This is a genomic window from Kineothrix sp. IPX-CK, from assembly GCF_039134705.1.
GTDB classification, from domain to species: domain Bacteria; phylum Bacillota; class Clostridia; order Lachnospirales; family Lachnospiraceae; genus Kineothrix; species Kineothrix sedimenti.
The window spans coordinates 2,373,166-2,388,138 of record NZ_CP146256.1; the positions used below are offsets into that span (position 1 = coordinate 2,373,166).

At 43.5% G+C, this 14,973-nt stretch carries 13 protein-coding genes; 11 read left to right on the forward strand and 2 right to left on the reverse strand.

Annotated features, from left to right (window positions below):
- Positions 1 to 171: 171 nt before the first annotated feature.
- The 9 genes from V6984_RS11485 to hisIE all read left to right on the forward strand — a co-directional run bounded on the left by V6984_RS11485 (position 172) and on the right by hisIE (position 9,794).
- Positions 172 to 2,142 (forward strand): YgiQ family radical SAM protein, encoded by a 1,971-nt coding sequence (locus V6984_RS11485; protein WP_342759991.1) that lies wholly within the window; start codon positions 172 to 174, stop codon positions 2,140 to 2,142.
- A 48-nt stretch (positions 2,143 to 2,190) separates the two neighbouring features.
- Positions 2,191 to 2,961 (forward strand): SDR family NAD(P)-dependent oxidoreductase, encoded by a 771-nt coding sequence (locus tag V6984_RS11490; RefSeq protein ID WP_342755777.1) that lies wholly within the window; start codon positions 2,191 to 2,193, stop codon positions 2,959 to 2,961.
- Positions 2,962 to 3,035: 74 nt separating this feature from the next.
- Complete coding sequence (locus tag V6984_RS11495) at positions 3,036 to 4,052, forward strand: RluA family pseudouridine synthase (RefSeq protein WP_342755778.1); 1,017 nt, start codon at positions 3,036 to 3,038, stop codon at positions 4,050 to 4,052.
- A gap of 31 nt (positions 4,053 to 4,083) precedes the next feature.
- Positions 4,084 to 4,617, forward strand: coding sequence for a Holliday junction resolvase RecU (locus tag V6984_RS11500; protein ID WP_342755779.1), 534 nt, complete (start codon positions 4,084 to 4,086; stop codon positions 4,615 to 4,617).
- A gap of 116 nt (positions 4,618 to 4,733) precedes the next feature.
- Positions 4,734 to 5,867: an ATP phosphoribosyltransferase regulatory subunit gene (gene hisZ, locus V6984_RS11505; RefSeq protein WP_342755780.1), complete on the forward strand. Its 1,134-nt coding sequence runs from the start codon at positions 4,734 to 4,736 to the stop codon at positions 5,865 to 5,867.
- A complete protein-coding gene (gene hisG, locus V6984_RS11510) occupies positions 5,864 to 6,520 on the forward strand; it encodes an ATP phosphoribosyltransferase (RefSeq protein ID WP_342755781.1) in 657 nt (218 codons plus the stop codon). The genes hisZ and hisG overlap by 4 nt, the downstream gene beginning before the upstream one ends.
- A 50-nt stretch (positions 6,521 to 6,570) precedes the next feature.
- The gene (gene hisD, locus V6984_RS11515; protein ID WP_342755782.1) at positions 6,571 to 7,863 is read left to right on the forward strand and encodes a histidinol dehydrogenase; all 1,293 of its coding nucleotides are present in this window, start codon (positions 6,571 to 6,573) and stop codon (positions 7,861 to 7,863) included.
- A gap of 29 nt (positions 7,864 to 7,892) precedes the next feature.
- Complete coding sequence (gene hisB, locus V6984_RS11520; RefSeq protein WP_342759992.1) at positions 7,893 to 8,480, forward strand: imidazoleglycerol-phosphate dehydratase HisB; 588 nt, start codon at positions 7,893 to 7,895, stop codon at positions 8,478 to 8,480.
- A gap of 18 nt (positions 8,481 to 8,498) precedes the next feature.
- A complete protein-coding gene (hisIE, locus tag V6984_RS11525; protein WP_342755783.1) occupies positions 8,499 to 9,794 on the forward strand; it encodes a bifunctional phosphoribosyl-AMP cyclohydrolase/phosphoribosyl-ATP diphosphatase HisIE in 1,296 nt (431 codons plus the stop codon).
- Positions 9,795 to 9,943: 149 nt separating this feature from the next.
- Here hisIE and V6984_RS11530 read toward each other — a convergent pair whose 3' ends face one another.
- Entirely contained in the window at positions 9,944 to 11,362 is a 1,419-nt protein-coding gene (locus V6984_RS11530) for an NCS2 family permease (protein ID WP_342755784.1), read from the reverse strand.
- Between the two features lie 273 nt (positions 11,363 to 11,635).
- On the reverse strand, positions 11,636 to 13,429 hold the full coding sequence (locus V6984_RS11535) for a heme NO-binding domain-containing protein (RefSeq protein WP_342755785.1): 1,794 nt from the start codon (positions 13,427 to 13,429) through the stop codon (positions 11,636 to 11,638).
- A gap of 220 nt (positions 13,430 to 13,649) precedes the next feature.
- Here V6984_RS11535 and V6984_RS11540 point away from each other — a divergent pair, with 220 nt between their 5' ends.
- A complete protein-coding gene (locus V6984_RS11540) occupies positions 13,650 to 14,465 on the forward strand; it encodes a polysaccharide deacetylase family protein (RefSeq protein ID WP_342755786.1) in 816 nt (271 codons plus the stop codon).
- Positions 14,466 to 14,620: 155 nt separating this feature from the next.
- Positions 14,621 to 14,968 (forward strand): hypothetical protein, encoded by a 348-nt coding sequence (locus V6984_RS11545; RefSeq protein WP_342755787.1) that lies wholly within the window; start codon positions 14,621 to 14,623, stop codon positions 14,966 to 14,968.
- The last annotated feature ends 5 nt before the right edge of the window (positions 14,969 to 14,973 follow it).

Consider the following 14,973-nt stretch of genomic DNA (forward strand, 5'->3'; position numbering starts at 1 on the left):
GCAAATGAGGAGCTGGCCATCAGTCTAAACAACGGACGCGAAGTCCAAGAAAGGAAGCCGATGTACCTATTGCTCCATCATTATAACAGCTTAAGCAACAAGATGGATAATTCCTTACTGGCTGTAAGGGATATTAACCATAAATATATTGTAGTAGATAGGAGAACGAACTTGACCAACGGATTTTTACCAATATCAAAAGAAGATTTAATAGAGCGGGGCATTGAACAATTGGATTTCGTCTATGTGACGGGAGATGCTTATGTAGATCATCCTTCCTTCGGCCACGCTGTTATCGGCCGTATTTTGGAGGCTAACGGCTATTCCGTAGGCATTATTGCCCAACCTGATTGGAAGGACAATAGAAGCATAACAGTACTTGGGAAGCCGAGGCTGGCTTACCTAATATCGGCAGGGAACATGGATTCTATGGTAAACCATTATTATGTATCTAAGAAACGACGGCCTAATGATGCCTATACTCCAGGCGGTGAGCCTTATAAAAGACCGGATCATGCCACTGCAGTATACGGCAATCTGATTCGCAGAACTTATAAAGATGTCCCCATTATTATCGGCGGAATCGAAGCCAGCTTGAGAAGGCTGGCCCATTATGACTATTGGACGGATAGCTTTAAGCGCTCCGTTCTGCTAGATTCTCAGGCAGATTTGATTTCTTACGGTATGGGGGAACATTCCATCGTAGAAATCGCGGATGCCCTAAACAGCGGAATCGATATAAAGGACATTACCTTTATTCAGGGAACGGTATATAAAACAAAGGATATATCAGGAGTTTACGATGGAATAGAGCTTCCATCCTACGAGTCCATGAAAGCGGACAAGAAGAAATATGCGGACAGCTTTGCCCTCCAATATGAGAATACTGACCCCTTTACGGGAAAGTTCTTAATAGAAGGATACCCAAACGGCATATATGTAGTGCAGAACCCTCCGGCAAAGCCTCTTACCAAGGAGGAGATGGACTACGTTTATGATTTGCCCTATCAAAGGACTTATCATCCATCTTACGAAGAAAAGGGCGGTGTGCCGGCAATTGCCGAGATAAAATTTTCCCTGATCAGCAATAGAGGCTGCTTTGGGGGCTGCAATTTCTGTGCGCTTACCTTTCATCAGGGGAGGACCGTTCAGGCGAGGAGCCATGAGTCCATAGTAAAGGAAGCACAGGAGCTTGCAAAGGAGCCCGATTTCAAGGGATACATCCATGATGTAGGCGGTCCGACCGCCAATTTCAGGCATCCTTCCTGCGAAAAGCAGCTCATACACGGTGTATGCAAGACAAAGCAATGCCTATTTCCTTCTCCCTGTAAGAACCTTACGGTAGACCACAGCGATTATCTTGATCTTCTGCGGAATCTTCGAAAAATACCCGGTATGAAAAAGGTATTTATACGCTCCGGCATACGCTTCGATTACCTGATGGCGGACAGCGACGATTCCTTTTTTACGGAATTGGTGGAGCATCATGTCAGCGGTCAGCTCAAGGTGGCTCCGGAGCATATTTCCGACGCAGTCTTAAGCAAGATGGGAAAACCGGAAAATGCAGTATACGAACGTTTTGTGAAGAAATACAACAAGATTAACGAACGGCTGGGGAAAAAACAGTTTCTAGTGCCCTATCTGATGTCCTCCCACCCGGGCTCTACGCTGAAAGAAGCGGTAGAGCTGGCGGAATACTTGAGAGATCTGGGATATATGCCCGAGCAGGTTCAGGATTTCTATCCAACACCCTCTACCGTCTCTACCGTCATGTATTATACGGGCATCGACCCGCGCAACGGAAAAATTGTTTATGTTTGCAAGAATCCCCATGAAAAGGCGATGCAGAGGGCTTTGATTCAATACCGTAATCCGAAAAATTACGATCTCGTGAGAGAAGCATTACTTGCCGCCGGAAGAGAGGATTTGATCGGCTTCGATAAGAAATGCCTGATTCGCCCGAGACAGACGATGCAGGAAAAAGGAAACCTTTATTCACCGGCAGGTAAAAGCGGCGCATATAAACGTAAGAATAACACCCTTAAGGGGCATGAAAAAAACAGTAATCCGAATCCGGGGAGTACTACAGCCAAAAACGTGAAGAAGAAATCAACGATCAGAAATGTTCACAAGAAAAAATAAGAGAAGTGTATTTGTTAAGCGTTAATAACTAATAGAAGGGGTGTATTTATGGGTAAAAAAAATATTGTAATTATTACGGGAGCATCTTCAGGAATGGGACAGGAGTTCGCTATGCAGCTGGACGGAATCCTGCATAGTACGGACGAACTCTGGCTGATCGCGAGACGGAAGGATCGCCTTACGGAACTGGCTCGGCTGCTTGATATTCCCACAAAAATAATCCCCATGGACGTATCGGATAAAAACGATATGCGAGCTTTTAAGAAGATTCTGGAAATTGAGGATGTTACAGTCAGAATGCTCATTAACAGCGCAGGTTTCGGTTTGCTGGGCCCCTTTGAAGCGTTGGATATTGACGAGCAGCTGGCGATGCTGTCCGTGAACTGTGAAGCGCTAACGGAGCTGACATACTATTGTATCCCATATATGAGAAAGAACAGCCGAATTATCCAAATGGCATCAAGTGCCGGATTCCTTCCTCAAAAGAATTTTGCTATTTATGCAGCCAGCAAAGCTTATGTCCTTAGTTTTTCCAGAGCCCTCAGAGAGGAGCTGAAGTATAAAAAAATATGGGTTACGGCAGTATGCCCGGGACCGGTGGAAACGGAATTTTTTGATATTGCTGAAAAATCAGGTTCTACACTGGCTATTAAAAAATGGACAATGGTCAGCTCGCAGAAGGTTGTAAAAAAGGCGCTTTTAGATTCCTATGACAAAAAAGCGCTGTCCGTATGCAGCTTTCCTATAAAGACATTTCACGCCCTTTCAAAAATAATGCCTCATTCATGGCTGTTAGGGATAACGAATCTGCTAAAGTAATTCCATGCTTAAATAAACAGAATTAAGACTGATTTAGCATAGACGTTCAATATTAAGATACATGGAGTATAGTTATGAAGCAGGTATTAATAAAGGAAAACGAGGCCGGGCAACGTCTTGATAAATATTTGCATAAATATCTGAAGGAAGCGCAAGGAAGCTTTATTTATAAAATGCTGCGTAAGAAAAATATTATTTTAAACGGCAAAAAGGCATCCGGAGGCGAGAAACTGGAAATTGGCGACGAAATCCGTTTCTTCCTCTCGGAGGAAACCTTAAATAAGATGTCAGGAATTCCTTCGCAGCTCTCAGAAGAGCTCTCTGATAAGGAAGTGGCGGAATATAAAGCAGCATACGATAAATACAAGGAGCTTGAAATTATTTATGACAATCACCATATACTGATTGTCAATAAGCCGGAGGGAATACTGACCCAGAAAGCCGCGGCGGTCGATTTATCCTTAAACGAATGGTTCATCGGATATATGCTTCATCACGGACAACTTAGGAGGGAGGAACTTCGTACCTTTAAACCCTCAGTATGCAATCGTTTGGATCGTAATACCAGCGGCATGGTAATCTGCGGGAAGACGCTTCCCGGAAGCCAGAAGATGAGTGAGCTGTTAAAGAACAGGGACCTGCATAAATTTTATAGACTTTACGTAAAGGGGAAAGTAACGGAGCCTTCTCTTATCGAAGGCTATTTGGTCAAGGATGAGAAGCGAAATACGGTAAGAATAAGTCCCAGTCCCGTTCAGGATAAATCTTCTTATATTAAAACGAAATATGAACCCCTTAAGATTTTCGAGGATAAGACCCTGTTAGAGGTAGAACTGATTACAGGGAAAACCCATCAGATCAGAGCTCATCTTGCCAGTGTAGGACATCCTCTTTTGGGGGATTATAAATATGGAGACAAGAACTTCAACGACAGTTATAAGAAAAAATATAAGATTAAGAGCCAGCTCCTCCACGCATATCGTCTGGAATTCCCTGAGCTGGACGGAGAATTCAGCGAACTCAGCAAGCGGATATTTACAGCGAGAGCACCCCAAGTATTTTATACCTTGGAGGGGAATGGACATAAATAATAGATATGATGACTTTGGAGCATGAGTAGAGATGGGAACATGGAATTCGAGAGGATTAAGAGGGTCTACTTTGGAGGACCTGATCAACTTAACAAATGAAAGATACTTGGAAAGCGGGCTGGCGCTGATTCAGAAAATTCCGACCCCTATAACTCCTATAGCTATCGATAAGGAAAGCCGGCATATTACGCTCGCTTATTTCGAGCAGAAGAGTACGGTGGATTATATCGGAGTAGTGCAGGGCATTCCCGTATGCTTCGACGCTAAGGAATGTGCGGCGGATACCTTCACGCTTCAGAACATACATGAGCATCAGGTGGAGTTTATGAAGCAGTTCGAGAAGCAGGGAGGCATCGCTTTTTTTATCATTTATTACACACATAAGGATCTTTACTATTACCTTCCCTATGAAATGCTGAACTTTTTCTGGGAAAGAGCGGTTTGCGGCGGAAGAAAGAGCTTCCGCTTCGAGGAGCTCAACCCCGAATATATACTTCCGAAAAAGAACGGCATCTTCGTACCTTATCTGGATATGCTTCAGAAGGATTTGGAGGATAGAGAGTAGAAATCATCATTTCATTGACAAGGCAATAGTTTTACGGTATACTACCAATAGTTTTGTATGCTACCTAATTACCACTTTAATTTGATAAAGCAAAATTGGAAAGGAAATGCCTGTTTATGGACAAAAAGCTGTTACATACTCCGGAAGGGGTCAGGGACATATACGGAGAAGAATATGCGAAAAAACTGATGGTGGAAACATGGATTCTGGATAAGATAAGATGCTATGGCTACGAAGATATCCAGACGCCTACCTTCGAATTTTTTGATGTATTCTCCAAGGAGGTTGGTACCACGCCTTCCAGAGAACTATATAAGTTTTTCGATAAAGAAGGAGAGACTCTCGTTCTGCGTCCGGATTTCACTCCATCCATAGCGCGCTGTGCTGCGAAGTATTTTATGGATGAGAATGTGCCCATTCGTTTTTGCTATGCAGGTAATACCTTTACAAATACGAACAGCCTGCAAGGCAAGCTTAAAGAGGTAACCCAGATGGGGGCGGAACTCATCGGAGACGCCTCAGTGGAAGCAGATGCAGAGTTGGCCGCCTTAATAATAGAGACCCTCTTAGATACGGGGATCCGTGATTTCCAACTAAGCATCGGAAATGTAGAATACTTCAAAGGAATCTGCATGGAAGCCGGATTGGATGAAGATACGGAGCTTGAGCTTAGGGAATACATTTCCGGCAAAAATTACTTTGGTGCGGAGGAGCTTTTGATAGACCGAAATATTAAGCCTGAATTTCGTGAAGTCCTTTTAAAGGTCACGGACTTGTTCGGCTCTATGGATGCGCTTGCGCAGGCGAAATCTTTTGTACATAACAGCTGCTCCCTTTCAGCCGTTGAGCGCCTTGAGCGGCTGTATGAGGCCCTTTGCTTATACGGCGTGGAGAAATATGTCTCCTTTGATCTCGGCATGCTCAGCAGATATAATTATTATACAGGAGTAATCTTCAAGGCATATACCTACGGAGTAGGAGACGCCATCGTGACAGGCGGGAGATACGATACCCTCCTTGGACGCTTCGGAAAAGAAGCGCCGGCTATCGGCTTTATGATCGTTATCGATGATTTGATGTCCGCTTTAAGCAGGCAGAATATAAGCGTCCATACTCCTCAAAGGGCCGAACTTATAGAATATACCTCCGAAAATTACAAGGAAGCGCTGAAAGCGGCCGGAAAACTTCGAAAAGAAGGGAAAAAGGCTGTCCTTTGTCCCCAGAAAACGAAAGAGGAGGTTGTGCTATGAGTAAAGAGGATAGATATTTGACCTTCGCTTTGGGGAAGGGCAGACTTGCAAATAAAACGTTAGAGCTGCTTGAAGAAATCGGAATTACCTGTGAGGAGATGAAGGACAAGAATTCGAGAAAGCTTGTTTTTGCCAACGAGGAGTTAAAGCTTCGCTTTTTTCTCTCCAAAGGACCGGATGTGCCCACTTATGTGGAGTACGGTGCTGCAGACATCGGTGTAGTTGGAAAAGATACCATCATGGAGGAAAACAGACGTGTTTACGAAGTTCTGGATCTGGGCTTTGGAAAGTGCCGGATGTGCGTATGCGGGCCGGCCGGCGCAAAAGAGCTTCTTCAGCATCACGAGAGAATCCGCGTAGCCAGTAAGTATCCGAATATTGCCAAGGACTATTTTTATAATAAAAAGCATCAGACCGTAGATATCATCAAGCTGAACGGCTCGGTGGAATTAGGCCCTATAGTGAAGCTGTCGGATGTCATCGTGGACATTGTAGAAACCGGATCCACGCTGGATGAGAACGGGCTTCAGGTTCTTGAGGAAATTTGTCCGCTTTCCGCAAGAATGATTGTCAATCAGGTGAGCATGCAGATGGAGACAGAGCGGATCAAGAAGTTAATAAACGATTTGAAGGCATACATTTCGGCAGTTTAAATCTGTTTCCGAGCGTTTATATGGTGAATCGAAAGGATGTGGTTATAGACATGAAAATTTTAAAGCTAACCTCTGAATCAAAAAAAGATTTATTGAATACATTGTTAAAGCGCAGTCCCAATAATTACGGACAGTTCGAATCGGCAGTCTCCGGCATTGTCTCAAGCGTTCGGGAAAGAGGAGACGAAGCAGTATTCGAATACACGAAACGCTTTGATAAATGTGAAATCGACGCTTCCAATATAAGAGTGACGAAAGAGGAGATTAAAGAAGCCTATCAGAAAGTGGATGAAAAGCTGGTGGAGGTAATGAAAAGGGCAGCGGACAACATTCGTGTTTTTCACGAGAAGCAGCTTCACAACAGCTGGATCGACATGAATGAGGATGGTACAATGCTCGGGCAGAAAATAACCCCCATCGAATTTTCCGGGGTATACGTGCCCGGCGGCAAGGCCGCTTATCCCTCCAGTGTACTGATGAACGTCATTCCTGCCAAGGTGGCGGGCGTTAAGAGAATCATCATGACAACGCCTCCGGATGCAGAAGGTAAGGTATACGCCGGGACTTTGGTCGCGGCAGATATCGCAGGCGTGGATGAAATATATAAAGCAGGAGGAGCGCAGGCGATTGCAGCCATGGCCTTTGGTACCGACTCTATTCCCAAGGTGGATAAGATTACCGGCCCCGGTAATATTTATGTGGCTCTCGCCAAAAAAGCCTGCTTTGGCTATGTGAGCATAGACTCTATAGCAGGCCCCAGTGAAATTCTCATTATTGCGGATGAGACGGCGAATCCGCTCTATGTTGCCTCCGATTTATTGTCGCAGGCGGAGCACGACGAAATGGCAAGCGCCATACTTATTACCACGAACGAAGCTCTGGCAAAGGAAGTATCTGCACAGGCTGACCGGTTGGCAGAGGAATTATCCAGAACGGAAATCATCAAAAAATCGCTGGATAATTACGGCTATATTCTTCTTGCGGATACCATGGAGGATGCCATCGGCGCGGCTAACGAAATCGCTTCGGAACATTTGGAAATTTTAACGGCGAATCCCTACGAAATCATGACTAAAATAAATAATGCGGGAGCAATTTTCCTTGGAGAATATTCCTCCGAGCCTTTGGGAGATTATTATGCGGGGCCAAACCATATATTACCCACAAGCGGTACGGCAAAGTTTTTCTCACCTCTTAACGTAGACGACTTCACGAAGAAAACCAGTATCATTTCTTATTCGAAGGAAGCGCTTTCAAAGGTTCATGAGGATATCGAACTGTTTGCCGAAAGTGAGGGCTTGACTGCTCACGCGAACTCGATTAAAGTAAGATTTGAACAATAATGAAGAAAAAAGAAACGGGGGCGAATACTATGGCAAGAAGCACGACGGTAGAACGTAAAACGAAAGAAACCGATATTTCAGTCATCCTGAACCTCGATGGTACAGGAAAAGGCGAAATCCATACGGGAATCGGTTTTTTTGACCATATGCTTGAGGGTTTTTCGAAGCACGGTTTTTTTGATTTGAAAGTAAAGGTAACGGGAGATTTGAACGTAGACGGACACCACACCGTAGAAGACACCGGAATCGTTTTAGGGCAGGCGATAAAGAATGCTCTGGGCGATAAGGTTGGAATCAAGCGCTACGGCTATTTTATCCTTCCTATGGACGACGCGCTGGCGCTTTGTTCTATTGACTTATGCGGTCGACCATACTTTGACTTCGACTGTACATTTACCGCTGAAATGGTTGGAGGGCTGGCCACAGAGCTGGTAAAAGAGTTTTTTTATGCAGTTTCTTATTCTGCCGGAATGAATCTTCACATAAAAATGCTGTCGGGTGAGAATAATCATCATATGATAGAAGCGATGTTCAAATCCTTTGCCAAGGCCCTGGATGAGGCGGTAATGAAAGACGAAAGAATTACGGATGTACTGAGTACTAAGGGCAGTCTGTAGTAAAAAAGGAGCATATACATGAGCGACAATTATAAAAAATTAGTTCCCTGCATTTATTTATATAAAGGCAATGCGGTCAAAAATCTGTCTGATATTACGATTCTTGACACCAATCCGGTGAAGCTTGCCAAGTTTTATAGAGATAACAATGCGGACGAGCTTTTGGTTTTCGATATGTCGAAGGGGGATGCAGAACATGACGAAGCTCTGGATATTATAAAGGAAATATGTCTGAATACGGAGATGCCGGTAACGGGAGCGGGCAATATCCACCGGATGGAGGATATTAAAAAGCTGCTTTATGCCGGTTGTAAGAAGGCAGCCTTAAATTATTCCAAGCCTGAAAATATTGAAATCACGCAGGAAGTATCCTTAAAATTCGGCAAAGAAAAAATTGCTGCGTGCTTTATTGATACACAGGAACTTCTTCGAAACAAGGAAACCATCGAAAACTATGTGGATGAGCTGATTCTTTTGAAGGAAAGCTCCATAAGGGAAAGTGTCCAAAAGTGGGATGGGACGACAAAAATTCTCGTATCCCTGCCTGAGGTTTCCTTGGATAAGCTGATCGAGATCCTTTCTGTGCCTTCAATATGCGGTATTACCGGCCATGCCATCAACGAGAATGCCAAGGAGCTTCCCGCGATCAAATCCCTCTGTCAAGGTAACGGGATTCGCGTGAATGTCTTAGAAGCAGCATTTCAGTGGTCTGATTTCAAGTTGAATTCTGACGGGCATATAACCGTTGTTGTTCAGGATTATAAGACCGATCAAATTCTTATGGTGGCTTATATGAATGAAGAAGCATATAACGCTACTGTTCATACCGGCAAGATGACCTATTACAGCCGCAGCAGGAACGAGTTGTGGGTAAAGGGTGATACAAGCGGTCATTACCAGTATGTCAAATCTCTGACTGCTGACTGCGATATGGACACGATTCTCGCAAAGGTTTCTCAAATCGGAGCGGCCTGTCATACCGGAAGTTATTCCTGTTTTTTCAATGAGATATTGAAGAAGGAATATAACGAAACCAATCCTCTTAAAGTGTTTGAAGCTGTTATGAACGTCATTATGGACAGAAAGGTTCACCCGAAGGAAGGTTCTTATACCAATTATCTGTTCGAGAAGGGAATCGACAAGATACTGAAGAAGCTGGGAGAAGAGGCCACAGAAATAGTCATAGCTTCCAAGAATCCCAATCCTAATGAAATCAAATATGAGATTTCAGATTTTCTCTACCATATGATGGTTCTGATGGCGGAAAAGGGAGTGACCTGGGAAGAAATTACAGAAGAGCTGGCAAAAAGGTAATTTGAAAACAGTTAAAATTTATAATATAATCTAAAAATCTCCGGACTGATATGAGCATATCGGTTCGGAGATTTTTTATTCAACAACGAACAACACATTTTGAGAATTGCCCGTTGTTGAAATTTTATTTATATCTTTATTACAAGCTTTTATATAATTGCAAGTATTACAAAGTTCAAAACGAACAGCGCCGTGCTCACCCAAAGGATCGGATGAATGCTTTTAGCCTCGCCGCGCAGACATTTTACGATACAATAGAAGATGAAGCCCGTTGCAATACCATAGGAAATGCTGTAGCATAAAGCCATGAAGATGCCAGCGAAGAACGCAGGAACCGCTTCGGCCAGATCATCCCATTTGATGCTTGCAAAAGAGGAAAGCATCATAACGCCGACCATAATGAGGGCAGGTGCAGTAGCCTGAGTGGGAACGATGCCGACAACAGGAGCCAAGAAAATGCTGAGCAAGAACATGATTGCCGTTACGAGAGCGGTAAGACCTGTACGTCCTCCCGCACCGATGCCCGCTGCACTTTCCACATAGGTGGTAGTGTTGGAGGTACCGAAAACTGCGCCGATAGAAGTAGCGATGGAGTCTGCGAACAATGCACGATCCATTTTGGACTTAAAGCCGCTGGAACTGTCCATTTCCGCCTGATCTTTCTCGCTGAAAATACCTGTACGGCGTCCCGTACCGATGAATGTTCCTATCGTATCAAAGGTATCAGAAAGGCTGAATGCGAAAATCGTCATGAGAACCAGCGGAAGCTTCGTGATATCCGAAAAAAGAGATAACATTCCTTCTGCACCGAAAGCAGCGCCAAAGGTTGTCCCAAGCTCTGAGAATGAAGTTCCAAGGTTGGAAGCGATGCCGACCTGGCCTAAATCTACGATTCCCATAACCACACCGATTATAGTGGAAAGAATGATACTTACAAAAATAGCTCCCGGAACCTTCTTGATAACGAGTACTACCATTAAAATAAGTGAAATCAAGGAAAGGAGTATCGGAAGAGTATTGAAGGTTGCCAAAGCAGGAACGATACTGGAGTCTGCAATGACCGTTCCGCTATCTAAAACGACATTTTTGCCAGGATCGGAGGTAAAGCTCAGCAATCCGGCATTTTTAATTCCTATGTAAGCGATGAAAATACCGATACCGCCGCCGATAGCGTGCTGAAGACTTACAGGAATTGCTTTAATGATAGATTTACGGATCTTGGTAACCGTAATGATAACATTAATGATACCGCAGATAAATACCATGGCGAGAGCTTGCTGCCATGTGAAGCCCAGACCGAAGCATACGGTATAGGTAAAGAATGCGTTAAGCCCCATTCCCGGTGCCTGCGCATAAGGAACGTTGGCGAAAAGCGCCATAACGAGAGTACCTGCAGCGGAAGCGAAGATGGTTGCGAGAAATACCGCGCCATAAGGAATGCCTGTTTGTGAAAGCATTGCCGGGTTGACGAACAGAATATACGCCATTGCAAAAAATGTAGTAAGTCCGGCCACAACTTCCGTAGGTACGTTGGTGTTGTTCTGTTTCAGTTTGAATAGTTTCTCCATTGTTATTCTCCTTGCTTAAATTGTGTGTTTTCTTTGCAACAATATTCCAGCCTTTGGCATAGTTTATTGTTTGACAGAATATATCGTATACGAATGCGAAAAGAAATGCAATCTTTTTGTTGAGATTTTTTTAAGATTTTTAATATATTTTTAAGATTTCAGATAAAAAAGCAAAAAACCCGTTTTGTGAGTTTTTTGCTCCTTTGCATCTTATCATCGTTTGACAAGGTCAACACGGTCGGATAAGGGTAATCTTTTATAGATAAACTTTTCTTATATTTTATACTTCTTCAAATTTTCTTGGAATGCCTTGATCATGGAATCGAAGACAGAAATCTGTCTGGTCAGCTCGTTGATCTGATCCACATATATAGCTACATTAGAGCTTGCCTCTTCCGTAGAAGCAGAATTCTCCTCGGCAATGGCTGCAAGATTCTGAATGCTTTCGAACAGGGAAGAAATATGATCCGCCTCTTTTTTTAGATCGAGAGATGTCTCAATCATAAGACCTGAAACTCCTTTTAAGTTGTCATTGGAATGATTGGAGGTGGCCACCGCTTCCATAAGGGAGGTGTTCTCTGTCTCCAGAATGGCATACTGGGTATCGATGCCCACAACCACTTCACCTACGCTGGAAACAAAGTTGGTAAGATTATTGTTGATTTCCTCCACCGCGCTGTTGGTTTCTTCAGAAAGCTTGCGGACCTCCTCGGCAACAACGGTGAATCCTCTTCCGGCTTCTCCGGCTCTGGCTGCTTCGATAGAAGCGTTCAAAGCGAGAAGATTAATCTGCTTCGCGATACCGGAAACAATAGATACGATTTCCGTAATGTTAGCAGCGTTATTTTGGAGTTCATTGCTGTTATCCTTTATCTTACCAAATTTATCCAATACCTGATTGATTTGTTCCGCAGTATTTTTTACGTTAAGGAAACTGTTTTCGATGCTGTTCACCGCATTTTCGATTTCAGATTTATTCTTCTGGCTTTCGTCGGAGATACGAGTAATGTTGCCGATGCTTTCGTTCAATACGGAAACAACGTTCTCCGTATCCTCTGCCTGCGTCGTCGCCGCTACGGCAACCTCATCCAGAACATCGGTAATATCATTGGAGGTGGACTGCATGGTGGAAGCGATGCCGGAAAGCGAGTTATTGAAGGTGTACATCTCGTCCACGATAGCGTTGAATTCGATAAAATCCTTCTGAACCACAGCCTTTAAGTCGTTAATAATTTCCATGAGCTTTTCGTTCTCATCCATAGAATGGAGCTCTACGTTTTCCGAAAATGTTCTGTCAGCCAAGTTATGAAGCTCCGATGCAATCAGCCTTGCAGGTCTGCCGGTAATATAAGAAGAAATCAGACAGATTACACAGGTGGAAACTGCAAGTATTGCAGACTTTGCCGGGTCTCCAAAGAGCACGAAGCCGACAGCACCAATTAAAATCGTGTTGAGTAAAGCAAGCTTTTGAGAGCTTCGTTTCAAAAAACCGAGGGAGAGTATCTGATTAAAGCGGAAATTCTTTGTATACTGTATTTCCTTTTCGAAGGTCAGCTTCAAATGAATCTCGTCAGCAGACTTGTTTAGAATCTCTGTCTTAATATCTTCCTTGAAGTAGTTGGAAACGCCTTTTAACAAACCTACCAGATAGTCGCCCATTCCACGCTTGGAGCGATATATGAAAAGAGTTTCTCTGGAAGAGACAGGCTGCAGATCCAAAATAGGAGGAACAGCGCCCTTAAAGCGGCGCATAACGATAATATGTACGTCATTCATGGATTTTAAAAACTGATAAGCGCCTTCGTGCCGGAAGAAGCCGGGATAAATGCGGCTGAACGTCTTAATATTTTCCTCACCCATAAGACCCCATATTTCCTGATGATTTTTCCCAACACTGTTGCCAATCGTGTCTACGAGCCCAAGAGCAACATCATCGGCAACGTCTTCGATGGGAGTAAAAATATGGTCGGAGGATAAGTGGTAGTGCTCTAATGCGCTGTTAACAACTTGATCGCCAAAGAGTTTGCGGCAGGATTCCATCCATGTAGAAACTACAGTACCTTTCATAATACATCTCTCCTTTGTTATTTCTTCGTATTTCTTTCTATATTTAATAATTAAAAACGATCATGGTATTGCTGTATGATTTGAATTTATTTTACTATAGAAAGGAGAAAATATCAAAGAATATTTTGTTTAACCGACAGATGATTTAAGAAGATATTTCAGGCTCATAAATGAAGTGAATATTCCATATATTGTTACAAAGATTTTTGGGGAAAAATATATGCGGCTTAAACAATTGGTTCATAAGAAGGTAATCTTAGCGCTGCTATTTTTAATTTCAATGTTTTTTATCGGAAGAGCGCTCGGTTATGTGAAGGAGAAGGTAATACCGGCCTCGACAGGTTTTGCAGAATGTGAGAACTGGGGACTTGGCGGATATGGGGACGAGACACAGCCTACAGGAATAGCTTCCGCGGAGGAATTGAAGAAGTATGATACATACTTCGTAGGAGATAAGGGGGAAAAGGTTATTTATCTTACTTTTGACGCCGGGTATGAAAACGGGAATACTGCACCTATTCTGGATGCGTTGAAAAAACATAACGCACCGGCTACTTTTTTTATCGTAGGCCACTATTTGGAGTCAGCTCCCGAACTGGTGAAGCGAATGGTAACCGAGGGGCATTGCGTCGGGAATCATACTTATCATCATCTGGATATGTCTAAGATCTCGGATATGGATTCCTTTCGGAAGGAAATGGATGGGGTTGCTGATTTGTTTCAGCAGATAACCGGGAAAGAGCTTAGTATGTATTACAGGCCACCGCAGGGAAAGTATAGCGTTGAAAATTTAAAGATGGCGAAGGAACTGGGGTATAAGACTTTTTTCTGGAGTCTGGCCTATGTAGACTGGTATCAGGATAAGCAGCCCACGAAGGAAGAAGCTTTTTCAAAACTGGTAGGGCGAATCCATCCGGGGGCTATCGTTCTGATGCATAGCACTTCACAGACGAACGGGGAGATTCTGGATGAGCTTCTGACGAAGTGGGAGGCGATGGGGTATACCTTTAAGCCTTTGTCGGATTTATACGAATAAGAATAATTCGTTTTTTTTCTGCATAGTCTTTGTTAAGTAACTGGTTAGGACGAAGCTGCATGGGTAATATTTCTAGCGATCAAAAACTACAATTAGTCCAGATGATACGCACAGAAAGCAAGGATAATAGAATGAGGATGAGGAGTAGGGAAAGGATGCTGTACGGAACGGATATGAAATATGAGCAGGAGGAACTGCCGCTGTATGCCAAAGGGTATTACGGCGATTATAAGGATAATAAGGATTATGAGCTTCAGGCTTTGGAAAATGGCAGGGAGAATGCGGTCCACACTTCCTTTTCCTCCTTCAGACTGCGGCTGGTTATCGCCGTCTTGCTTTTTGCGGGCTTTTTATTCCTAGACGCCGAGGAAGGGAACATCGCAGGCATTAGTACAAATCAGATGAAGGAAGAGATAAATAAGGATTTCGATACGGGGCTGGATGAAGTAGTATTTGATTTTGAACATAATTTCCCTTATACTCTATTTAATGATGTGAAATAATATCA